Genomic DNA, 20,271 nt, shown 5'->3' on the forward strand with positions numbered 1-20,271 from the left:
AGGCGGCGATGGTCGCCAGCACGGCGAGCCCGAGCGCGCCGCCGAACTGCCTGGTGGTGTTGATGATTCCGGAGGCCAGGCCCGCCTCGGCCGGCGCCACACCGCTGGTGGCGGCGATGACCAGCGGCACCATCAACAGTCCCGCGCCCAGGGTGATCAGCACCTGCGGAATCAGCAGATGCACCACGTACGAGCCGTTGTCGGGAACGAACGCCAGCCAGACCAGCCCGATGGCGCTCAGCGCCGGGGCCCCCGTCAGCAGCGGGCGCACACCCTTGAACACCTTCACCAGCGGCGGCCCGCCGTACGCGCCCACGGTCATGGCGACCGCGCCGGGCAGGAAGGCGATGCCGGTCTGGAAGGCGTTGTAGCCCAGGATGTTCTGCATGTAGAGCGACAGGAAGTAGAAGTGCGCGATCACCGCCGCGCCGATCCAGAACATGACGGTATTGGAGAAGGCGATGGAGCGAATCTTCAATACGTACAACGGGATCAGCGGCGCAGACGCCACCCGCGACTCATGGAAGGTGAACCAGGCCAGCAGCACCGCCGCGCCCAGGATCGGCCCCCAGGTGGACGGCGCGGACCAGCCGTGGTTCTGCGAATCGACCGCGCCGAAGACCAGCGCCACCAATGCGGTTGTGACGAGCACGGCCCCGACACCGTCGAGCCGCTTGCCCTCCGCGCCCTTGCTCTCCTGCAGCAGCGGGTAGGTCAGGGCCAGCGCCACCGCGCCGAGCGGGATATTGACATAGAAGATCCACGGCCAGCTGGCGATATCGGTGAGCACGCCGCCGAGCACCGAGCCCAGCGCCGCACCCGCGCCGGAGATGGCGCCCCAGGCGGCGGTGGCGCGGGCGCGGGCCTTGCCCTCGGTGAAGGTGGTGGACAGGATCGCCAGCGTCGCGGGCGAGAGCAGCGCACCGCCGAAACCCTGTGCGACACGGGCGATCACCAGCCACTGCGAGGACTGGGCCAGTCCGCCCGCGAGGCTGGCGAGGGTGAAGATGGCCAGTCCGAGCACGAAGATGCGCCGCCGTCCGACCAGGTCGGCAATGCGGCCGCCGAGCAGCAGGAAGCCGGCGAAGGTGATGGCGTAGCCATTGACCACCCACTGCAGTCCGGCGTCGGAGAAGTCCAGCGAGCCCTTGATGGCGGGCAGTGCCACATTGACGATCGACAGGTCCAGCACGACGATCAGCTGCCCCAGGCAGAGCAGGCTGAGCACCGCCCAGTCAGGTGGCCGGAAGCCCCGGTTCGGTGCGGTGGATTGCGGGGGTGAGGACGGTGTGGTCATGGGGTGAGCTCGATTCAGGTGAGGCGCAATGGGATTCCGAGTCGAGTGGACTCATGAGTCCAATTTCTGGACTCGGGAGTCCAGAGTCAATGGCGCTCCAGCGGGACTCCAGCGGTTCTCCAGCGCGGCCCCAGCGGCGTTGCAGATCGGCCGAACAAGCTGGGAGGCACACGTTCGCAGCTGGAAGGGGCCGCACGGTGTCCGAGAAAACAACGGCGTCCGGGAAAACGACCGAATACGTCTTCGTCAATGTCTTGCGGCTGACCGGGGACGCGGACCGCTTGGAGGAGATCTACGCGGAGGTCGCCGACTACTTCTCGCGGCAGCCGGGCTTCCGCCACTACGAACTGCTGCGCTCCGAGGGCGATCCGGACGTCTACATCAATATCGCGAGATGGTCCGACCGGGATGCCTTCCGCCGCGCGACCTCCGATCCCGAATTCCGCAACCGCACCCGGGTCGGCGAGGTGGCCGAGGGCGATCCACAGCTGTGCCGGATCATCCGCTCCGGCGGCGCGCCGGCGTGAGCGAGGTGGCGACGTGAGCGGGCTCGACGAGGTCGCCGACGGCGTCTTCGCCTATATCGAGCGCCCCGGCGGCTGGTGCGTGAGCAATGCGGCACTGATCCGGAAGGGCCGGGAGACGATCCTGGTGGACACCCTGGGCACCGAACGCCGAGCCCGCGGATTGCACTCGGCGATAACCTATTCCGGCTTCGAGATGCCCGAAGCGGTGGTCAACACCCACTGGCACGGGGACCACACTGCCGGAAATGCCCTGTTTGCTCCGGCGCCCGTGGTCGCGCACCGGGCCTGCCAGGCGGCCATGGCGCGCAACGGCCTCGCGGTCCGCGCGCTGTGGCCGGATATCGAGTGGGGCGAGCTGCCCTTGACCCTCCCCCGGCTCGGGGTGGGTGATGAGGCGGTGCTGCACATAGGTTCCCGCGAGGTTCACCTGCTCACCGGTGGTGTCGGGCATACGGATGCCGATCTGGCGGTGTGGGTGCCCGATGCCGCGGTGGTGGTCGCGGGTGATCTGGTCATGCCCGGCTGCACACCGTTCCTCCTGTCCGGATCGGTGCTGGGCAGCCTGAACTGGCTCGACCGGCTCACCGAACTGTCCCCCGTGACCGTCATCGGCGGCCACGGTGAGGTCGCCGATCACCACGTACTGGCCGAGACGCGCGCCTATCTCGATTGGCTGCTGGCCGTGGCGCGGGATGCCCGGTCGTCGGGCGCGACGCCGCTGGAAGCCGCACGGCAGGTCGATCCCACCCGACACGACCACCACCCCTGGTCCTCGTGGAGCGAGCCGGAACGCCTGGTGGCGAACCTGTATCGCGCTTACGCCGAGGTCGCCGACGCGGCCGAATTCACGCACATCCGCTCGGGACCGGTACTCGCCGACATGGCCGCCTACCTCGGACGCAAACTCGCCACCTCGGCGTGAATTGTCGTATTCACCTGCGCCACAATATATTCCGTCCGCGATCGATTCCGATCAGCCTGAGCGCGAGGGTTCGCGGCGACCTGGGCGGGGCCTAGACTCCGAAGAACACTCGCATTTCGATCACCAACGAAAGGAGTGTGCGCATGGTGTCCGCCCCAACCCGGGTGACAGTCGCGCCCGACGCGCGTCCCACGGACAAAAGGTCCGTGATCATCGAAGCCGCCACGACCGTGTTCCTCGAATTCGGTTACGAGCGGACCAGTGTCGAGACCGTCGCCGAGGTCGCCGGGGTGTCCAAGCAGACGATCTACAACTACTTCGGCGACAAACGCACCCTGTTCCGCGTGGTGCTGGCCGGGGTGCGGGCGGCGGCCGACACCGCCGAGGAACTCGATCCGCGGCTGCTGCGCGATCCGGCGTCGGTGTTCGACGATCTGGTCACGGTCGGCCGGTTGTTCCTCGAGGTGACGCTGTCCGAGCGGGTTTCGGCGGTGCGGCGGCTGATCGTCGGCGAGGTGGCGCGGCATCCGGACCTGCATCAGGTGTGCGCCGATCAATCCGTCGCGCAGGGGCCGCGCATTGCCGGGTGGCTGACCCATCGCATCGAAGTGCTCGCCGCGGCGGGCATTCTCGACGCGCCGGATCCCGCGGAGGTGGCCGGGCAATTCTTCGCCCAGCTGTCGCACGACGGGCAGCAGGCCTCGGCCTTCGGCACCGTCCGGCTCGACCCGCGGCAGGCCACCGAGATCTCCACCCGCGCGGCCCGGCTCATCCTGCGCGCGTACGCGACCGAGCGTCCGGCTTGAAAACTGCATACGAGCTCGAGAGGTAAGCATGATCAACTTCGGGGTATTGGGACCGCTTCAGTGCTGCATCGACGGTGTCGGTGCGGCGCCGAGCGCGCCGAAGCAGCGGCAACTGCTCGCGCTGCTGCTGATGAACGCCAACCGCGTCATCTCCACCGACTACTGCATCGAGGAACTGTGGGAGTCGACGCCGCCGTCCTCCGCGGCCTCCACCCTGCAGACCTATGTCATGCAGCTGCGGAAATGCCTCGGCGAGCACAGCTCCAATCCCGACCGCGCGGCCTCGCGGCTCGAGACCCGCGAACGCGGGTACCTGCTCAATGTGGCTCCCGGCGAATTCGATGTCGATGTCTTCGAGGACCGCGTCCGGTTGGCCCGCCAGGCCCTGGCCGCCGAGGACGACGCACGCGCCGACACCGCCCTGCGCGCGGCCCTCGCGGTGTGGCGCGGTCCGGTGTTCTCCGACATCAAACCCGGTCCGGTGCTGGCCATGTGGGCCACCAGCCTCAACGAGGTGCGGCTGTCCATCCTGGAACATCGCATCGAGGTGGATCTGCGTCTGGGCCGCCATCGCGAGCTGATCGGCGAACTCAGCGGCATGGTGCAGCGCTCGCCGCTGCTGGAAAGCCTGCACGCCCATCTGATCATCGCCCTCTATCGCTCGGGGCGGCAGGCCCATGCCCTGCAGGTCTACGAGCGCCTGCGACATCGCCTCGCCGAGGAACTCGGCCTGGAGCCGACCCCGGCCCTGCAACAACTGCACCACAAGGTGCTGCGCAGTTCCCCGGAGCTGGCCCCGCCCGTGACGGTCGGTGCCGCCGCACGTTATTCGGCCGAACTCATCGCGGGCCGGATCAGACCGAGCCTGGATTCGGCCTGCGGCTGATCCGATTCGACCGGCTCCCGCGCCGAGTCCGCTCGCGGCCGACCCCGGTCCGCCGCGAGCAGGGCCCGGGTGACCGCGTGTTGTGGTGCGTCGAAAACCTCGTCGACGCCGCCGTATTCGACGATCCGGCCCCCTGACATCACCGCCACCTCGTCACTGAGATGCCGCACCACCGCGAGGTCGTGCGACACGAACAGCATCGACAGTCCGCGTTCGGCCTTCAGATCGGCCAGCAGATCCAGGATCTGCGCCTGCACGGTGACATCCAGTGCGGACACCGGCTCGTCGCAGACGAGCACGGCCGGATCGGTGGCCAATGCGCGCGCGATGGCGACCCGCTGGCGTTGCCCGCCGGACATCTCGGTGGGGCGGCGATGTTCGAAACCGTGTGGCAGGCCGACGGAGTCGAGAAGCTCGCGAATGCGTCGCGGTTGCACCGCCGCGGTGAGTCCGTCGCCGTGCAGTGCTTCGCCGATGATGCGGGTGACGTCCCAGCGCGGGTCGAAGGATCCGGCGGGGTCCTGCCAAATCATGCCGAGTCGAGGGCGCAGTTGGCGGCGTTGCCGTTCCGGTACTCCGCTCCAGGGGCGGCCGTCGAATTCGACCGTCCCCGTGTCGGGTTCGAGCAGGCCGAGGATCAGCGCGGCGGTCGTGCTCTTGCCGGAGCCGGATTCACCGACCAGTCCCAGCGTGTGACCTGCCGCCAGGTCGAAACCGACATCGATGACCGCGTCGAAGACGCCGTGCGCGGTCTTGAACGACTTGTGCAGGCCCTTGACTGAAATCGCTGTGCTGGAGGTTGTTTCGATCGTGCGGGCGGGTACCGGCGACGGTTCGACCCGGCCCTCGCCGACCGAGAGTCGCTGGCCTCGCTTCTCGGGGGTCGGGACCGCGGCCAGCAGTCGCTGCGTGTAGGGGTGGGTGGGGGTGCCGAGAACCTGTGCGGTCGGGCCGGATTCGACGATTCGGCCGTCGTGCATGACCGCCACCCGGTCGGCGATGCCGGCGACGGCGGCCAGGTCGTGGCTGATGAGCAGCAGTGCGGTGCCATTGTCGCGGAGGGTGCCCAGCAGGTCGAGGATGCGGGATTGGACGGTGGCGTCGAGGGCGGTGGTGGGTTCGTCGGCGATGATGACTCGCGGGTTTCCGGCCAGGGCGGTGGCGATGAGGACACGCTGCCGCTGGCCGCCCGAGAGTTGGTGCGGGCGCATGGTTTTGCGGACGGCCGCGTCGTCCAGGCCGACCGAGGCCAGCAATTCCTCGACGCGGCGGGCGCGCGCCGCCCGGCCTCGAACCAGGCGGTGGGCCCGTAGAGTGTCGACGATCTCGGCCCCGACCGGGCGCAGCGGATCCAGGGAGATCAGCGCGTCCTGGAGGATCAGTCCGATCTCTCGTCCGCGGATGCCCCGCCAGGCCCGTGGGGACAGGCTGGTCAGATCGGTATCGCCCAGCCGCAAGGCCGCCGCGCTGACGGTGGAGCCGGGCCCGGTCAGCCCGAGCAGGGCGCGGGCGGTGACGCTCTTGCCGGATCCGGATTCGCCGACTATGGCCAGGCATTCACCGGCCTCGAGCTGGAATCCGATGCCGCGCACCACTTCCGAGCGGTCGTCACCCCGGCCGAAAGAGATGTGCAGATCATCGACGTGTAGAACGGGCAAGGCCGACCTCCGAACGCTGGCGCAGTGCCCTGCCGAGCACGGTGACGGTGATGACGGTGACGGTGATGGCCGCCCCGGGCGGGATGGCCACCCACCACGATTTGGACAGCAGGTCGCGGCCCGAGGAGAGCATCGAACCCCATTCGGGGGTGGGCTCTTTGGGGCCCAGACCCAGGAAACTCAGCGCCGAGCCGATCATGATCGCGCTGCCGACGCCGAGCGTGGCCAGGACCACCGTCGGGCGCAGCGAGTTCGGGACGATGTGGTGCAGGATGCGATAGCCGGGTGCGCGGCCGAGCACGATTGACGCGCGCACGTAGTCGGCATTGCGCACGACGAGGGCCTGGGAGCGGACGAGCCTTGCGTACGAGGCCGATTCGGCGATCGCGATCGCCGCCACCACACTGCCCGCGCCCTGTCCGAGGGTGGCGATGACGAGCAGGGTCAGCAGTACTCCCGGGAACGCCATCACGATGTCAATGCCGCGCGCGATCACGGTGTCGGCCCGGCGGCCGCCCAGCGCCGCGCACAATCCGATGACCGTGCCGCCGAGCACGGCCAGCACCGTCGCGGTCAATCCCATGAGGATCGAGTAGCGCGCGCCGAACACTATGCGCGCGAACATGTCCCGGCCCAGCTGATCGGTGCCGAAGGGATTGCGCGCACTGGGCGAGGCCAGCACATGCCCGAGGTCGACATCGGTGGGCGAATGCGTCGCCAGCACACCGGGCGCCACCACGGCGATGACCAGCAGCGCGGCGACCGATCCCGCGAGGAGCACGCCCGGCCGCGGCAGCCGCTCCCGCCACGCGCTCACGCGACCACCGCCGACCGTGAATCGATGGCCCGGTACGCCAGGTCCACCGCGGTATTGATCACGATGAACAGCAGCGAACCGAACATCACCAGGGCGATCACCACCGGGAAATCGTGAGTCACGACCGCCGACAGCAGGATTCGCCCCAGCCCCGGCCGGGCGAACACCGTCTCGACCAGCACCGCCCCGCTGAGCAAACCGCCGAACAGCCACCCGCACACCGTGATCGCCGACAACAACGTATGCCGCAACGCGTGATGCACGCGCAGGTCCAGCTCATCCAGCCCCCGCGCCCGAGCACTGAGCACGAACGGCGACCGCATGGCCGCGTCGACACCGTCGCGCATCACCTGGGCCAGAATCGCGGTGATCGGTACCGCCAGTGTCGTCGCGGGCAGCACCAGTGCCGCGAGTCCCGGCCCGGTCGCGGGAAACACGTGCAACCGGAACGACAGCCCGGCCAGCAGCAGCGTGCCGACCCAGAACGTCGGCGTCGACACCGCCACCAACTCCGCGGCATTCGCGATCACCCTGGGAATGCGCCGCTCCCCGGAGGTCGCGATCACCGTCACCAACGCCCCCACGACTCCGAGCACGATGGCCGCCCCCGCCAATTGCAGTGTGGGCGTGAGCTGTTCCCCGATCACCACCAGCACCGGCCGCTGCCGCTGAAACGATTCCCCGAAATCCCCCCGCGCCAGCCGCCCCAAATAATGCAGAAAGCGCAGCGGCAGCGGCTCATCCAGCCCCATCTGCGTCCTGATCGCGGCCAAGGCGGCAGGCGTGGCAGGCGCATTGCCCAGCATCGCGTACGCCGGATCCCCGGGCACCAGCGACATGGCGACAAACGTCAGCGTCGCCACCCCGGTCAGAATCCCGACGATCCCCGCCACCCGCCGCACAACGGCCACGGCGACGCGCAGCGGCCACGAGGTCTCCTGATCAGCCATCACTTCAGCCATGCGTCGTAGAAGACCGGGTAGGACGAGGGCGCGGCCGCGACGCCGTGGACGCGGGTACTGGTGGCGACCTGGCTGGCGGGGACGAAGACCGGGATCACGACGGCCTGGTCGATGGCCCATTTCTGGGCGGCGGCATAGTCGCGGCGTTGGGTGTCGGGGTCGAGGGTGCGGGCGGCATTGCTCACCCAGCCGTCCACCTGGGGGTCCTGGACCCACGAAATGTTCTGTCCGGCCATGGGTTTGGCGGTGGAGAGCAGGAAGCTGCGCAGGATATCGGGGGAATTGGAGGACCAGCTGGTGTCGAACAGGTCGTAGTCACCGGCCGCGACCTGTTGAAACAGCTGGCCGGTTTGGACGTTGTTGCGGACGATCTCGATGCCCGCCTTCTTGGCCGACGCCGTGATGGCGAGGCCGACCAGTCCGCGCGAGTTGGATTCGTCCTGCGCCTTCGTGGTCGTCCAGCGCGCGGTCAGCCGGACCCCGTCCTTGACCCGGTAGCCCTCGGAGTCGCGCTGGTTCCATCCGGCCTCGTCGAGCAGCCGGTTGGCCTCGTCGATGTTGTAGTTCCACGAATTCTCCAGTGCCGCTTCGTAGAACTGGGTGGCCGGGGCGAGGATGCTCCAGGCGCGGGCGTAGGTGCCGAAGTAGATCGAGGACAGAATGGCGTCCACATCGGTGGAGCGCTGCAGCGCGCGGCGCACCCGCGGATCCTTCCAGGGACCGCGCTGGGTATTGATGTAGACGGCGTAGACCGCGCCCTGGCCGTCGTAACGGTTGTAGGCGAGGCCCGGATCGGATTTCAGGTCGCCGACATTCTGCGCGGGCACCGACAGCAGCCCGTCGATCTGACCGCTGGTGAGCGCGCCGATGCGGGTGGAATTCTCGGGCACGAAACGGAATTCGACGCCGTCGAGGTGGGCGGGCCCGGTATGGGCGGCGGTCTCGGGGGCCCAGCGATAGCCCGGATTCTTGGCGAGGGTGACGTTCTGCTGGGCGATATGCCCGGTGAACGTGAACGGCCCCGAGCCGACCACGTGATCGCAGAGCTTGCCCGCGTTGTCGGCGAAGTTCTTCGGCGACTGGATCCCCAGCGCGGTGGTGCTCGCCGCCGCCAGGAACGGCTGGAACGGCTCGCTGAAATCGACCTGGACGGTGTGCTCGTCCAGCACGGTGGAGCGGGCGTAGGGGCCGAGCAGGGTGGCGGCCCACTGGGACTTGGTGTTCGGATCGGCGATCCGGTCGAAGTTGGCCTTCACCGCGGCCGCGTCCAGCTTGGTCCCGTCGTGGAACACCACGTCGTCGCGCAGGGTGAACACATAGGACTTCAGGTCGTCGCTGATCTTCCACCCGGTCGCCAGCCACGGCTTGAACGCATTGTCCTTGCCCTGCGCCACCAGCGAATCCACCACGCCGCGGTCGATCAGCGCGGTCGCGTCGGCCGGACTCACGCCCGGGTCGAGGCAGCTCGGCTCGCTGGGCAGCGCGAAACGGACGGTGCCGCCCTCCACGGGCGGTCCCGCCGAGTCCCCGCCCGCCCCGGTCGCGCCGGAGGAGCAGCCGGCGATCAACGCGACGGTCAGCGCGGCGGCCAGCGGCCACCCGGATCTAGCTGTCATGTCCCGGAGTCTTCCCGCCCCCGATCCAGACCCGATCCCAAGCCGCTGGAGGACCGCTGGAAGCCGCCGGAGCATGCTGGACAGTGCTGTGCGGCAACGGTTTTGCTGGGTCGATGACCGAACGAGTGAGAGCGGGTGCGGAATGCGCGCGGTAGTGACCACCGGGGACGAGCGGACCCCGACCCGGCTGATCGACGTCGACGAGCCGACGCCCGGACCCGGCGAGGTACTTGTGCGGGTGCGGGCGGTCGGGGTGAACCGCGGGGAATTGACCCGGGCGCAACGGCTGCCGCCGGGATCCCGGCTCGGATGGGACATCCTGGGCACCATCGAGGAGGATCCGGCCGATCCCGAGGCGGCCAAGCGCACCGTGGTGGCGCTGTCGGATGGCAGCGGATGGGCCGACGTCGTCGCCGTCCCCCGGCGAAATCTGGCCGTGGTCGAAGATCCTGGAGCCGCATTGGATCTCGCCGCGCTGCCCGTCGCGGGTCTCACGGCGTTGGCGGCCATCCGCCGGGCCGGGCCGATTATCGGCAAGACCGTATTGATCACGGGCGCGAGCGGCGGCGTGGGCGGCGTACTGCTGCAATTGGCAGCGGCCGGAGGGGCCGAGGTGCTGTCGGTGCCGCATCGACTGCACGGCACGGAATTGGAATTGACCTCCGCCGCTGGCGAACCCGCGCAAGCGCGCCCGGTCGACGTGATCATCGACAGCGTCGGCGGCCCCACGCTCGAGGCGGCGTTCGAGCTGCTGAACCCGCGCGGCGCGCTGGTGAGCATCGGCAATACCGTGCGCGAACCGCTTCGCCTGCCCGTGGATTGGGGCCACCGCCGCCCCGGAGTGACCCTGAGCTATCTGTCCCTGTTCGACGAACTCGACCACAGCGGCACGGCCGCCGAGGATCTGGCCTGGCTGGCCCGGCGCTGGGCGGCGGGCAGCCTGGACCTGCGAGTCACGCACACCGGCGACGCCGAGTCGTTGAACGCCACACTGGCCGCGCTGCGCGACCGGACGTTCAACGGCAAGGCGGTGCTCCGCTGGTAACCGGTGGTCCGGCGGCCCGTCAGAACGACAGGCCGCCGTTCACCTCCAGCACATGGCCGTTGACATATCCCGAGTCCGGCCCGGCCAGGAACCGCGCGACCCCGGCGACCTCCTCGCCGCGCCCCGGCCTGCCCGCCGCGATGGTCGGCAGGTACTTGTCCCACACCTGCTGATTCGCGATCAGATTGCTCCCCATCCCCTCGTCGATGAACCCGGGCGAAAGCGCGTTCACCGAAATCGACTGCGGGGCAAGCTCGATCGCGGCGACCCGAACCAGAGTCTCGATGGCCGACTTGCTGATCGAATACGCGCCCGCACCGGGTGCGATCCGCTGCGCCAGCGCCGAGGACAGCGCGATGAACCGCCCGGCACCGGAGGCCGCCAGGTACGGTACAGCCGCCTGCAGCGTGAGCAGCGTTCCGACGACATTGGTTTCGAGCACCGCGCTGAAATCAGCCGGTGCCGTCGTGGCGAGCGGTCCCGGTCGGCTCAACCCGGCATTGGCGAACACCACATCGATGCCGCCCAGCCAGGCATCGGCCTCGGTGAAGGCGGCCGCGAGCCGATCTCGATCGGTGACATCGGCGCTCACCGCGTGCCCGGAGGAATTCTCCCGAATCCATTGCGGTACTTCGCTATCGCGTCCGACGATGACTACACGCGCCCCATGCGCGAGCAGATCCTCGGCGACAACGCGCCCCAGCCCGCGCCCGCCCCCGGTGATCACGATCCGTCTCCCGGCCAGCCCGGCATCCTCCGGTCTCGCCTGCGCCACTGACGTATTCGGCTGTGCTACTGACTTACTCAGGTGCGCGGTCATAGCTCTCCTCAACAGGTAGGCGGTAGGTGCCACGACTCTGCCCGGCCGCCACGACGCCGCCCTACAGGATCGCTGGAGCAGTCGATTCCAGCGGTCCTGTAGCGGTCATCGGCATTGCCTCCAGCAGCCGGTGCGACGCTCGGACAGCAGTTGCTCCGGACTGAAAGGTCGAACATGGCCAACCTTGGGACACAACGGAATACGGCGGATTCTCCCGGCCCGCGCCGGGTCGCGATCACGGGCGTGGGCGTGCTGGCTCCGGGCGCGGTCGGCAGCGGCCAGTTCTGGGACCTGCTGACCGCAGGGCGCACCGCTACCCGCGGCATCACCGCGTTCGACGCCACCGGTTTCCGTTCGCGCATCGCCGGCGAGATCGACTTCGACGCCGCGGCACACGGTTTGCGCAAGCGCGAGGAGCGGTCCTGGGATCGGGTCACCCAGTTCGCGGTGGTCACCGCGCGGGAAGCGGTACGCGACAGCGGATTCGACCTCGACGCCATCGATCCGGGCCGGATCGGCGTCAGCATCGGCACCGCCGTCGGCTGCACCACCAGCCTCGAACGCGAATACTCCCTGGTCAGCGACCAGGGCCGGGAATGGCTGGTGGATCCGGCCTGGGCGGTGAGCCAGCTCTTCGACTACCTGGTGCCCAGTTCCATTGCCGCGGAACTGGCCTGGGCGATCGGCGCGGAGGGACCCACCGCGGTGGTGTCCACCGGCTGCACCTCCGGCCTCGACGCGGTCGGCCACGCCGCCGACCTGATTCGCGAGGGCGCCGCCGACATCGTCATCACCGGGGCCAGCGAGGCGCCCATCTCACCGATCACGGTGGCCTGCTTCGACGCCATCAAGGCCACCAGCCCCAATAACGACGATCCCGAACACGCCTCGCGCCCCTTCGACCGCGACCGCGACGGCTTCGTGCTGGGCGAGGGCTCGGCGACGCTGGTCCTCGAGGACTGGGACCGGGCGCGGGCCCGGGGCGCGCACATCTACGCGGAGTTCGCCGGATTCGCCACGCGCGGCAATGCCTTCCACATGACCGGGCTGCGGCCGGACGGCGTCGAAATGGCGGCGGCCATCGATGCCGCTCTGGCCCAGGCCCGCGTGGACCCGACGGCCATCGACTATGTGAACGCCCACGGGTCCGGCACCAAGCAGAACGATCTGCACGAGACGGCCGCGGTCAAGAAGGCGCTCGCCGCGCACGCCTGGGATGTGCCGGTGAGCTCCATCAAGTCGATGATCGGGCATTCGCTCGGGGCCGTCGGCTCGCTCGAACTGGTCGCCTCGGCGCTGGCCATCGACACCGACGTCATTCCGCCCACCGCCAACCTGCACAATCCGGGTCCCGGCTGCGATCTGGACTATGTGCCGTTGACCGCGCGCGCCCGGCGCACCGACCGGGTGCTCAGCGTCGGCAGCGGATTCGGCGGATTCCAGAGCGCCGCAGTGCTGGTCGCCCCGTGAACGCCACCGCGACCACGCCCGACACCACCGTGACCACGCGGGTGGACCCGGTCATCACCGGCCTCGGCGTGCACGCCCCGACCGGCGTCACCGTCGCCGACTACTGGCGCAACACCCTCGCCGGGCATTCGGCGATCGCCCGGGTGACCCGGTTCGATCCCAGCCGGTACCCCGCCACCCTGGCCGGGGAGATCCGCGACTTCGACGCCTCCCAGCTCTCGGGCCGGCTGCTGCCGCAGACCGATATCTCCACCCGGCACGCCCTGGTGTCCTCCGACGCCGCACTGCGCGATGCCGGGATCACCAGGGACGACCGCGACGATTTCGAGATCGGCGTGGTCACCGCCAGCACCAGCGGCGGTTTCGAATTCGGGCAGAAGGAGTTGCAGAAGTTATGGTCCCAGGGCAGCCGCCATGTCAGCGGATACCAATCCTTCGCATGGTTCTACGCCGTGAACACCGGCCAGCTCGCCATCCGGCACGGGGCGCGCGGACCCTCGAGTGTCGTGGTGGCCGACCAGGCCGGGGGGCTCGACGCCTTCGGTAAGGCGCGCAGGCTGATTCGCGGCGGCACCGGGGTGGTGCTGACCGGCGGCTTCGATTCGGTGCTGTCGCCGTGGGGCTGGCTGGCCACGCTGGCCGCCGGAAACGTCAGCACCAGTTGCGATCCCGCGCGGGCGTATCGGCCCTTCGCCGAGGACGCGGCCGGATTCGTGCCCGGCGAAGGCGGCGCGCTGACGGTGCTCGAGCATCCGGATCGGGCGCGCGAGCGCGGGGCGCGAGTGTACGCGCACCTGCGGGGCTACGCCAGCGGGCTGGACCCGCGACCCGGATCGGCCCGGCCACCGGCGCTGGCCCGGGTGATCCGGGCCGCGCTCGCCGACGCAGGTCTCGAACCCTCCGATATCGGGGTCGTGTTCGCCGACGCCGCCGGTGTCCCGGAGCTGGATCAGCGCGAAATCGACGCCGTGAACTGTGTTTTCGGGTTCGGAGCCGTGCCGGTGACCGCACCCAAGACCGGGACCGGGCGGCTGTTCGCCGGTGGCGGCGCGCTCGACGTCGCGACGGCCGCGCTGGCCGTGGACGGCGGAATCATCCCGCCCACACCGGGAATCGAGGACTATCCCGAATCCGGCCGCCTCGATCTCGTCCGCACGCCGCGCGACCTGGCCGAACCGAACGCGCTGGTGCTCGCCCGCGGCGGGCGTGGCTTCACCGCGGCGCTGATCCTCGGCCGACCGCGCTGAATATCCCACCGCCCCAAAGCAATCCGTACACACGACAGGAGTTCCACCGTGTCCGCAACACCCTCAGTGACCGTCGACGAGCTGCGCGAGGTCTTGCAGCGCGTCGCCGGGGAGGACGAATCCATCGACCTGAGCGGTGACCTCACCGGCCGCTCCTTCGAGGACCTCGGCTACGACTCCCTCGCGGTCCTGGAACTGTCCAACCAGATCGAAATCCGTTACGGGATCAAGCTTCTCGACAGCGCCGTGGTCGACGCGGTCACCGTCGGAGACTTCCTCACCCTCGTCAACACAACCCTCTCCGAAGGAGCAAGCGCATGAGCCGGCACGCCATCGTAACCGGAGCCACCAGCGGCATCGGCCTGGAAATCGCCCGCACGCTGGGGCAGGCCGGATACAAGATCTTCATCAATGCCCGCAATGCCGACAAGGTGAAGGAGACCGTCGCCGAGCTGGGCGCGAGCGGGATCGAGATCGACGGCATCGCCGCGGACGTGCGGTCCACCGAGGATGTGCGCGGCTTCGTCGCCGCCGCGGTGGAACGGTTCGGGCCGGTGTCGGTACTGGTCAACAATGCCGGACGCAATGGCGGCGGCGTCACCCAGAACATCGACGACGACCTGTGGCAGGACGTGCTCGACATCAACCTCACCGGCACCTTCCGGGTCACCCGCGAAGTGCTGTCCAACGGCGGGATTCTCGACGCCGAGCAGGGTCGCATCATCAATATCGCCTCCACCGGCGGCAAGCAGGGCGTGGTGCTCGGCGCGCCCTACTCGGCGTCCAAGCACGGGGTCATCGGGTTCACCAAGGCGCTGGGGCTGGAACTGGCCAAGACCGGCGTGACCGTGAACGCGGTGTGCCCCGGATACGTCGAAACCCCACTGGCCGAACGGGTTCGGCGCGGCTACGCCGAGGTGTGGCAGACCACCGAGGCCGCCGTGCTGGAGAAGTTCGAGGCCAAGATCCCGCTGGGCCGGTACTCGACGCCGCAGGAGGTCGCGGGACTGGTCGGCTATCTGACCACGGCCGCCGCGTCACCCATCACCGCGCAGGCCATCAATGTCTGCGGCGGGCTCGGAAACTACTGAGCCCCAACAGGACTGGAGACGATCGATGAGTCAGTATCACACCGAACACAGCATCACCATCGCGGCACCGGCCGAGGTCGTGCACCGGGCCTTGCGCGCGGTCGCCGACTGGCCCAATGTGTTTCCGCCGACCATTCACGCCGAGGTCATCGAACAGGACGCGGCCGGCGACCATATTCGCCTGTGGGCCACGGCCAACGAGTCGTTGAAGACCTGGACCTCGCGCCGCAGTTTCGAGGGGCGGCGGATCAGCTTCCGGCAGGTGGTTTCCGCGCCGCCGGTGGCCTCCATGAGCGGGGTCTGGGAGGTCGAGGAGATCGACGCGAGCCGCAGCCGAGTCGTGCTGTCGCACAGCTTCTCTCCCGATGGCAGCGCGGGCGCGCGGGAGTGGATCGAGGCCGCCATCGAGACCAACTCGACGCGGGAACTCGAATCGCTGAAGTCGGCCGCCGAGGCGCTCTCGCGGCAACCCGAGGCGCACTTCACCTTCGAGGACTCGCTGTGGATCGACGCCGAGCCATCCCGGGTGCGCGAGTTCATCGATCGCGCCGACCTGTGGGCCGAACGGCTCGCGCACGTCGACGCGGTCACCCTGACCGAACCCGTTCCGGGACACCAGTTCCTGAGCCTGGACACCCGCACGCCCGACGGCGATGTGCACACCACCGCCTCCTGGCGCGTCGCGCTGGAATCCGGTGACATCGTCTACAAGCAGACCCGATTGCCCGGACTGCTCTCGCTGCATCGGGGCCGCTGGAGTTTCGCGCCCAGCGACGGCGGCACACTGGCCACCTCGGAGCACACCGTCACCCTCATCACCGAGGCCATCCCGGCGATCCTGGGCGCGGACAAGACCCTCGCGGACGCCCGCGAGTTCATCCGAAACGCCCTGGGCCGCAACTCGTCGGCGACGCTGGAGTACGCCAAGGAGTGGGCCGAGAAGGCGGATCGGAGCTCCGATGTCCGAGCCTGAGCGCACCCGGCACCTCTACGCGGATCTGCAGCACTTCTACGCCGCCCAGATGCGCTTGCTCGACGACGGTTTCGCCGAAGAATGGGCGGCCACCTTCGAACCCGACGGCTCGCTGGTCCAGAGCCACCGATCCTCGGCGCGCAAGGGTCGCGCCGATATCGCCGACGGCCTGCGCCGCACCGTCGAACGACTGCGTGCGTCCGGCACCGTGCGCCGCCACTGGATCGGCAATATCACCATCGAGAACGACAGCGCCGCAGCCGATGTCATCCACACCCGCTACTACGCCCTGATCGTCGAATCCGATGGCGAGCAGGCGCCGCGCGTGCATCTGAGCGCCGATATCCGCGACCAGCTCGTCCCGGACCGCCACACCTGGCTGGTCCGCGAACGCACCATCACCCACGACCCCGTTCCAACCACTACACCAGGAAAGTAAGGCTTTGAGGAACACCATTGGAACCGTCCTGTCCGCGGCCGCCGCCCTGACCATCCTGCCCGGCACCGCCACAGCCGCACCCGCCGACAGCGATCGGGTCTACTACACCGCCGCCCTGACCGACAGCGGATTGAACATCACCACCGACGCCGGCACCCTGGTCGAGGACCAGGGCGTCTTCAAGGTCAAGGCCGCCGACGGCACCGTCCTCGCGGGCACCGAATTGTCCTTCCGCGTGGACGATTTCGTCTTCCCCATCACCGCCGCCATCAACGGCCACAACGCCACCCTCACGCCGCGCTTCGATCGCGACCACGCCGTCTACCAGCCGGTGGCCCTCCCCTACGAGAACCAGGCCCCCTGGAAGAACGAATACGACCGCGAACTCGCCGCCTGGGCGCGCCTGGGCACCACCATGCAAACCGGCGCGGCCATCGGCACTCTCGTGGGCGGCATCGGCGGCGCGGCGGTCGGCTGCGTCCTCGGCGGCATCGCCGGCGCCACAGTCGCCTCCGCCACCCTGGTGGGCCTCTTCGGCCCCTTCGTCCCCGCCGCCGTCCTCGGCTGCCTCGGCGGCATCGCCGTCATCGGCCCCCTCGGCACGATCGCGGGCCAGATCCTGATCACCGCACCTGTCACCATCCTCGCCGCCATCCAGTACTTCACCACCATCAACTCCCCGCTCCCCAACACCGCGAAGTGACCCAACCTGCTGTTTCGCCACACTAGCGGGCCGCCGACCTGCCCATCTCGGCCAACGTGATTCGCGTACGACAAGACGCCGTCCGGAGCGGTGACATCCGGACGGGGTTTCGTCGTCGGGTCGATCGGTCAGTGGTCGGCGACGGGGGTGTTCTGGCAGAAGGTGAGCAGCCAGCGGCCGTCCTCCTTGGTCATGCCGTACAGCGGTGAGCCCTGTGCCTGAAGCTCATCGGCGTGGTTGAAGTACTGCTGGCGGACCTTGACCGCGGCCACGTCCGGCCGGATGAAGCGAATGAAGAACGGCTCGTAGGTGGCGTAGCCGTCCTTGGTCGCGCCGGGCAGTACGGCGCGGGTGAACTCGGAGATCTCGTTGAGCCCGTCATGACCCCACAAGCCACGAACTTGCCAGCGCGAGCCGAGCTGGAACTGCGCTGTCACACATCGCGGCATCCAGGAATTTGACCTCGAGCATTGTTCAGGTTTCAGGATGGTGGCCATGACCGCAACAACATCCGGACGGCCAACCGTCAAAGACACAACAACCGACCACGCCGCCGACATCGCCGCGATCGAAAAGTTGATAGCCGACGTCGAGACCGGCTACAACACCAACGATGCCGAACTGATGGTAAGCGGCTTCACCGCAAACGCGTCGGCAGGCAACGCAGTGGGCATGGTGATCACCGGGTACGGCTCGCTGCTCGAGGCCGCTGAACATGGTCTCGGGGGATTTCTCGCAAACGAGTATGTGCGTTACGACATAGGCGACATCGGCTTCCTGCGTCCAGATGTCGCGGTCGCCCATAAGGTCGCCCGTGCGACCACCGCCGAGGGCGAACTCATAGACAAGGACCCCGCGATGGTCGCCCTCTATGTGCTGGTCAAGGAAAACGACCGCTGGTGGGTCGCCGCCCGCCACAACACCCCAGTGCCGAAGGCGTGACCGGTCCCCGCCGATCGCGCTCCGACTAATGCCGCAACGCAGCGATGCGAGTGGGTGGCCGCGCCGTCGGCAGTGGGACAACCGACACCGACGAATCCAGCGGGAGCAAAACCGGTCGGCCCCATCGATCTTCAGGGCCGACCGGTTGACCACCTCGAACCACGCGGCTCGCGGCGGTTGAAGATGTTCCCTCCAACCTCATGGTGGGCACGTGTTCCGCCGGAGCGGCCTGCCGCGAATTACGCTCGCTGCCATGGATGTCGCTGAGGCTCAGCGAACCTCAGCCCTCCGGGACGCTGTGCGATGGCCGAGGTGTCCGGCGGACGTTGTCGGGATAGGTTGAGCCCAGTTCTGTCGTGAGATCAGGGGAGTTATGGCCACCATCCGTCATGAGGTCGCGATAAAGGCTGCACCGCAACATATCTGGGATGTCATTCGCGACATCGGGGCCGTACATGAACGTCTGCTTCCCGGACGTGTGGCCGACACCAGAATCGAAGGCGCGGAACGGTTTCTGACCTTCCCTGACGGGCACATCATTCGTGAACTCATAGTCACGATCGACGAGGATTCGCGACGGCTGGCGTACACCGTTGTCGAAGGGGCCCGGCCCGAACTGGACTACCATCACGCATCGTTCGAGGTCCGCGCGGACGGCGAGCACGGCCGACTGGTCTGGATCACCGACGTCCTGCCCGACACAGTCGCGCCGGAGATCCACATCCGCACACAGTTCGGAATCGCCGAGATGAAGCAAGCGATCGAAGCCGCCTTCCCGAATCGCACAGAACCCAGCTGACCGCACGCGCGTCGGCCTTCAGTGCGCTAGGCCAACCTCGGATCGACACTGCCCGTTGATCTTCCACCACTTCTCGCTGGCCGGTTCGATCAACGCGGGAAGCGGCAGGATGGGACGTTGACACGACGGAGTCAGTCGGCGCTCAGAGTTGGCCAGATCTCGCACTTTCCAGGGGAATTGGTCGAAAATTGCCGATTCCGAGGTGTTTGTGCGAGGTATGGCCAATCACTCGGCATTCGGCAATGCAGGATGTTGCATTTGACAATCGTTCTGGCCGGGTTGTCATGCGCGCCTTCCCGCGTGCTTATCGAGGTGACCGGATGCGGCTTCGCAACCGATTCGGTTGCGGCGTCCTACTCTGTACGCGTCAAAAAGCTCAGAATCGCCGCTGCCGCCGCCTGTGGCTGATCCTGCACCAGGAAGTGCTTCGCCTCGGCGATGGTCTGCCTCTCAACTTGTTCGGCGACTTGCGCGATCGAGGCGTGGGAGAAGTCGCCGAACCCCTGTTCGGCCGCGAGCGAAAGCACCGGGAGGGCGAGCGGTTTCACGGCGAGCTTATCGCGGTTGACTTTCGCATCGTCCAGCAGCGTCCGGTAATAGCCGAAGCTCGCTACGAGTCCGCCTGCCGCATAGCTGCGCGCATATTCGTCGATGTCGGCCGGCGTCAGCGCGTCCGGGTGCAGCGTGCCGCGGCGGTAGAAATACTCGATGAACGGCCGCTCGCGCCCGGCGACCAGCAGCTCGCTGATTCCCTGTGCCATGTTGAAACCCATGTGCCAGCTGCCGCCGTGGGCCACATCCATCGCCGCTTCCAGGCCGAACCCCGGGGACAGCGCTCTCGATGAAGACGAGGTCGCGCACATCCTCGAGAAAGCTTGCCGCATAAGCGAAGCCGACGGGCCCGCCCATGTCCTGGACGACGAGGTGAACGCCGCCGAATCCCAGCGATCGCATCAGCTCGTGCAGGTCGGTTGCGACCGTCACCTTGTCGTAGCCGTCGGCGGGACGCTCGGAATCGCCGTAGCCGCGCATATCGGGCGCGACCACGGTGAACCGGTCTGCCAGTATCGGAATGACCTTGCGCCATGCGTACCAGGTCTCGGGCCAACCATGAAGCAGGAGAACCGGATCGCCGCTACCGGCGATCACGTAATGCAGCCGCACGCCGTTGACGGTCGCATAGCGTGACACTGCCCCATCCGGCACCGGCGCGGGCAATGCCGACCGGCCGTCACCGGGCTGCACGAGCGT

Annotated in this window: 23 protein-coding genes; 14 read left to right on the top strand and 9 right to left on the bottom strand. The window is 68.2% G+C overall.

The window, feature by feature from the left end; genetic code table 11:
- Positions 1–1,297, bottom strand: a 1,297-nt coding sequence (locus tag ON43_RS22830) for an MFS transporter (RefSeq protein WP_040810727.1), incomplete at its 3' end; no start/stop codon positions are given.
- A 197-nt stretch (positions 1,298–1,494) separates the two neighbouring features.
- On the opposite strand from ON43_RS22830, the gene ON43_RS44955 reads away from it, so the two are divergent.
- The 4 genes from ON43_RS44955 to ON43_RS22850 all read left to right on the top strand — a co-directional run bounded on the left by ON43_RS44955 (position 1,495) and on the right by ON43_RS22850 (position 4,438).
- On the top strand, positions 1,495–1,824 hold the full coding sequence (locus ON43_RS44955) for an antibiotic biosynthesis monooxygenase family protein (RefSeq protein ID WP_051178981.1): 330 nt from the start codon (positions 1,495–1,497) through the stop codon (positions 1,822–1,824).
- 13 nt (positions 1,825–1,837) lie between these two features.
- A complete protein-coding gene (locus ON43_RS22840) occupies positions 1,838–2,746 on the top strand; it encodes an MBL fold metallo-hydrolase (protein ID WP_040810693.1) in 909 nt (302 codons plus the stop codon).
- Positions 2,747–2,889: 143 nt separating this feature from the next.
- Entirely contained in the window at positions 2,890–3,552 is a 663-nt protein-coding gene (locus ON43_RS22845) for a TetR/AcrR family transcriptional regulator (protein WP_083913630.1), read from the top strand.
- 28 nt (positions 3,553–3,580) lie between these two features.
- Positions 3,581–4,438, top strand: coding sequence for an AfsR/SARP family transcriptional regulator (locus tag ON43_RS22850; protein ID WP_063712603.1), 858 nt, complete (start codon positions 3,581–3,583; stop codon positions 4,436–4,438).
- Here the strand turns inward: ON43_RS22850 and ON43_RS22855 are convergent.
- From ON43_RS22855 to ON43_RS22870, 4 genes are read right to left on the bottom strand one after another with little or no spacing between them, the layout of a single operon-like run.
- Complete coding sequence (locus ON43_RS22855) at positions 4,378–6,096, bottom strand: dipeptide ABC transporter ATP-binding protein (protein WP_063712604.1); 1,719 nt, start codon at positions 6,094–6,096, stop codon at positions 4,378–4,380. The genes ON43_RS22850 and ON43_RS22855 overlap by 61 nt on opposite strands.
- Positions 6,074–6,913 (bottom strand): ABC transporter permease, encoded by an 840-nt coding sequence (locus ON43_RS22860; protein ID WP_051178984.1) that lies wholly within the window; start codon positions 6,911–6,913, stop codon positions 6,074–6,076. Before ON43_RS22860 ends, ON43_RS22855 begins: the two co-directional genes overlap by 23 nt.
- Positions 6,910–7,875: an ABC transporter permease gene (locus tag ON43_RS22865; protein WP_218003333.1), complete on the bottom strand. Its 966-nt coding sequence runs from the start codon at positions 7,873–7,875 to the stop codon at positions 6,910–6,912. Before ON43_RS22865 ends, ON43_RS22860 begins: the two co-directional genes overlap by 4 nt.
- On the bottom strand, positions 7,863–9,491 hold the full coding sequence (locus tag ON43_RS22870; protein WP_040810695.1) for an ABC transporter substrate-binding protein: 1,629 nt from the start codon (positions 9,489–9,491) through the stop codon (positions 7,863–7,865). Before ON43_RS22870 ends, ON43_RS22865 begins: the two co-directional genes overlap by 13 nt.
- A gap of 142 nt (positions 9,492–9,633) precedes the next feature.
- Here ON43_RS22870 and ON43_RS22875 point away from each other — a divergent pair, with 142 nt between their 5' ends.
- The gene (locus ON43_RS22875; protein WP_051178987.1) at positions 9,634–10,536 is read left to right on the top strand and encodes a zinc-binding dehydrogenase; all 903 of its coding nucleotides are present in this window, start codon (positions 9,634–9,636) and stop codon (positions 10,534–10,536) included.
- A 19-nt stretch (positions 10,537–10,555) separates the two neighbouring features.
- On the opposite strand, the gene ON43_RS22880 is transcribed toward ON43_RS22875, so the two are convergent.
- Entirely contained in the window at positions 10,556–11,311 is a 756-nt protein-coding gene (locus tag ON43_RS22880; protein ID WP_218003334.1) for an SDR family NAD(P)-dependent oxidoreductase, read from the bottom strand.
- Positions 11,312–11,530: 219 nt separating this feature from the next.
- Between ON43_RS22880 and ON43_RS22885 the strand changes: the two genes are divergently transcribed.
- The 7 genes from ON43_RS22885 to ON43_RS22915 are packed head-to-tail and all read left to right on the top strand — an operon-like array spanning position 11,531 to position 17,279.
- Entirely contained in the window at positions 11,531–12,826 is a 1,296-nt protein-coding gene (locus ON43_RS22885; protein ID WP_051178989.1) for a beta-ketoacyl-[acyl-carrier-protein] synthase family protein, read from the top strand.
- Entirely contained in the window at positions 12,823–14,073 is a 1,251-nt protein-coding gene (locus tag ON43_RS22890) for a ketosynthase chain-length factor (protein ID WP_245568707.1), read from the top strand. The genes ON43_RS22885 and ON43_RS22890 overlap by 4 nt, the downstream gene beginning before the upstream one ends.
- A gap of 48 nt (positions 14,074–14,121) precedes the next feature.
- Positions 14,122–14,394, top strand: coding sequence for an acyl carrier protein (locus ON43_RS22895; RefSeq protein ID WP_040810697.1), 273 nt, complete (start codon positions 14,122–14,124; stop codon positions 14,392–14,394).
- On the top strand, positions 14,391–15,164 hold the full coding sequence (locus ON43_RS22900) for an SDR family NAD(P)-dependent oxidoreductase (RefSeq protein ID WP_040810699.1): 774 nt from the start codon (positions 14,391–14,393) through the stop codon (positions 15,162–15,164). Before ON43_RS22895 ends, ON43_RS22900 begins: the two co-directional genes overlap by 4 nt.
- A gap of 25 nt (positions 15,165–15,189) precedes the next feature.
- Positions 15,190–16,137, top strand: a complete 948-nt coding sequence (locus ON43_RS22905; RefSeq protein WP_040810701.1) for an aromatase/cyclase — start codon at positions 15,190–15,192, stop codon at positions 16,135–16,137.
- The gene (locus ON43_RS22910; protein ID WP_040810703.1) at positions 16,124–16,576 is read left to right on the top strand and encodes a nuclear transport factor 2 family protein; all 453 of its coding nucleotides are present in this window, start codon (positions 16,124–16,126) and stop codon (positions 16,574–16,576) included. The genes ON43_RS22905 and ON43_RS22910 overlap by 14 nt, the downstream gene beginning before the upstream one ends.
- Positions 16,577–16,580: 4 nt before the next feature.
- On the top strand, positions 16,581–17,279 hold the full coding sequence (locus ON43_RS22915; RefSeq protein ID WP_051178992.1) for a DUF8020 domain-containing protein: 699 nt from the start codon (positions 16,581–16,583) through the stop codon (positions 17,277–17,279).
- A gap of 128 nt (positions 17,280–17,407) precedes the next feature.
- Here the strand turns inward: ON43_RS22915 and ON43_RS22920 are convergent, their stop codons facing one another.
- Positions 17,408–17,716: an SgcJ/EcaC family oxidoreductase gene (locus tag ON43_RS22920; RefSeq protein WP_245568708.1), complete on the bottom strand. Its 309-nt coding sequence runs from the start codon at positions 17,714–17,716 to the stop codon at positions 17,408–17,410.
- A 58-nt stretch (positions 17,717–17,774) separates the two neighbouring features.
- Between ON43_RS22920 and ON43_RS22925 the strand changes: the two genes are divergently transcribed.
- Together ON43_RS22925 and ON43_RS22930 are read left to right on the top strand one after the other, a co-directional pair.
- Positions 17,775–18,221 carry an SgcJ/EcaC family oxidoreductase gene (locus ON43_RS22925; protein ID WP_040810740.1) on the top strand — a complete coding sequence of 149 codons (447 nt, stop codon included), beginning with the start codon at positions 17,775–17,777 and terminating at the stop codon, positions 18,219–18,221.
- 373 nt (positions 18,222–18,594) lie between these two features.
- Positions 18,595–19,020 carry an SRPBCC family protein gene (locus ON43_RS22930; RefSeq protein WP_040810705.1) on the top strand — a complete coding sequence of 142 codons (426 nt, stop codon included), beginning with the start codon at positions 18,595–18,597 and terminating at the stop codon, positions 19,018–19,020.
- 353 nt (positions 19,021–19,373) lie between these two features.
- Here the strand turns inward: ON43_RS22930 and ON43_RS47190 are convergent, their stop codons facing one another.
- Together ON43_RS47190 and ON43_RS47195 are read right to left on the bottom strand one after the other, a co-directional pair.
- Positions 19,374–19,568, bottom strand: a complete 195-nt coding sequence (locus tag ON43_RS47190; RefSeq protein WP_083913634.1) for a hypothetical protein — start codon at positions 19,566–19,568, stop codon at positions 19,374–19,376.
- 7 nt (positions 19,569–19,575) lie between these two features.
- A complete protein-coding gene (locus tag ON43_RS47195) occupies positions 19,576–20,265 on the bottom strand; it encodes an alpha/beta fold hydrolase (RefSeq protein ID WP_083913635.1) in 690 nt (229 codons plus the stop codon).
- Positions 20,266–20,271: the final 6 nt, after the last annotated feature.

It is taken from the genome of Nocardia concava NBRC 100430 (assembly GCF_000308815.1).
GTDB lineage: Bacteria > Actinomycetota > Actinomycetes > Mycobacteriales > Mycobacteriaceae > Nocardia > Nocardia concava.

Bases quoted from the DNA above. Each gene is read 5' to 3' on its own strand.
- ON43_RS22905 (WP_040810701.1), top strand. From the start codon at position 15,190: ATGAGTCAGTATCACACCGAACACAGCATCACCATCGCGGCACCGGCC.
- ON43_RS22910 (WP_040810703.1), top strand. From the start codon at position 16,124: ATGTCCGAGCCTGAGCGCACCCGGCACCTCTACGCGGATCTGCAGCAC.
- ON43_RS22930 (WP_040810705.1), top strand. From the start codon at position 18,595: ATGGCCACCATCCGTCATGAGGTCGCGATAAAGGCTGCACCGCAACAT.
- ON43_RS22885 (WP_051178989.1), top strand. From the start codon at position 11,531: ATGGCCAACCTTGGGACACAACGGAATACGGCGGATTCTCCCGGCCCG.
- ON43_RS22900 (WP_040810699.1), top strand. From the start codon at position 14,391: ATGAGCCGGCACGCCATCGTAACCGGAGCCACCAGCGGCATCGGCCTG.
- ON43_RS22875 (WP_051178987.1), top strand. From the start codon at position 9,634: ATGCGCGCGGTAGTGACCACCGGGGACGAGCGGACCCCGACCCGGCTG.
- ON43_RS22925 (WP_040810740.1), top strand. From the start codon at position 17,775: ATGACCGCAACAACATCCGGACGGCCAACCGTCAAAGACACAACAACC.
- ON43_RS22850 (WP_063712603.1), top strand. From the start codon at position 3,581: ATGATCAACTTCGGGGTATTGGGACCGCTTCAGTGCTGCATCGACGGT.
- ON43_RS22865 (WP_218003333.1), bottom strand. From the start codon at position 7,875: ATGGCTGAAGTGATGGCTGATCAGGAGACCTCGTGGCCGCTGCGCGTC.
- ON43_RS22845 (WP_083913630.1), top strand. From the start codon at position 2,890: ATGGTGTCCGCCCCAACCCGGGTGACAGTCGCGCCCGACGCGCGTCCC.
- ON43_RS22870 (WP_040810695.1), bottom strand. From the start codon at position 9,491: ATGACAGCTAGATCCGGGTGGCCGCTGGCCGCCGCGCTGACCGTCGCG.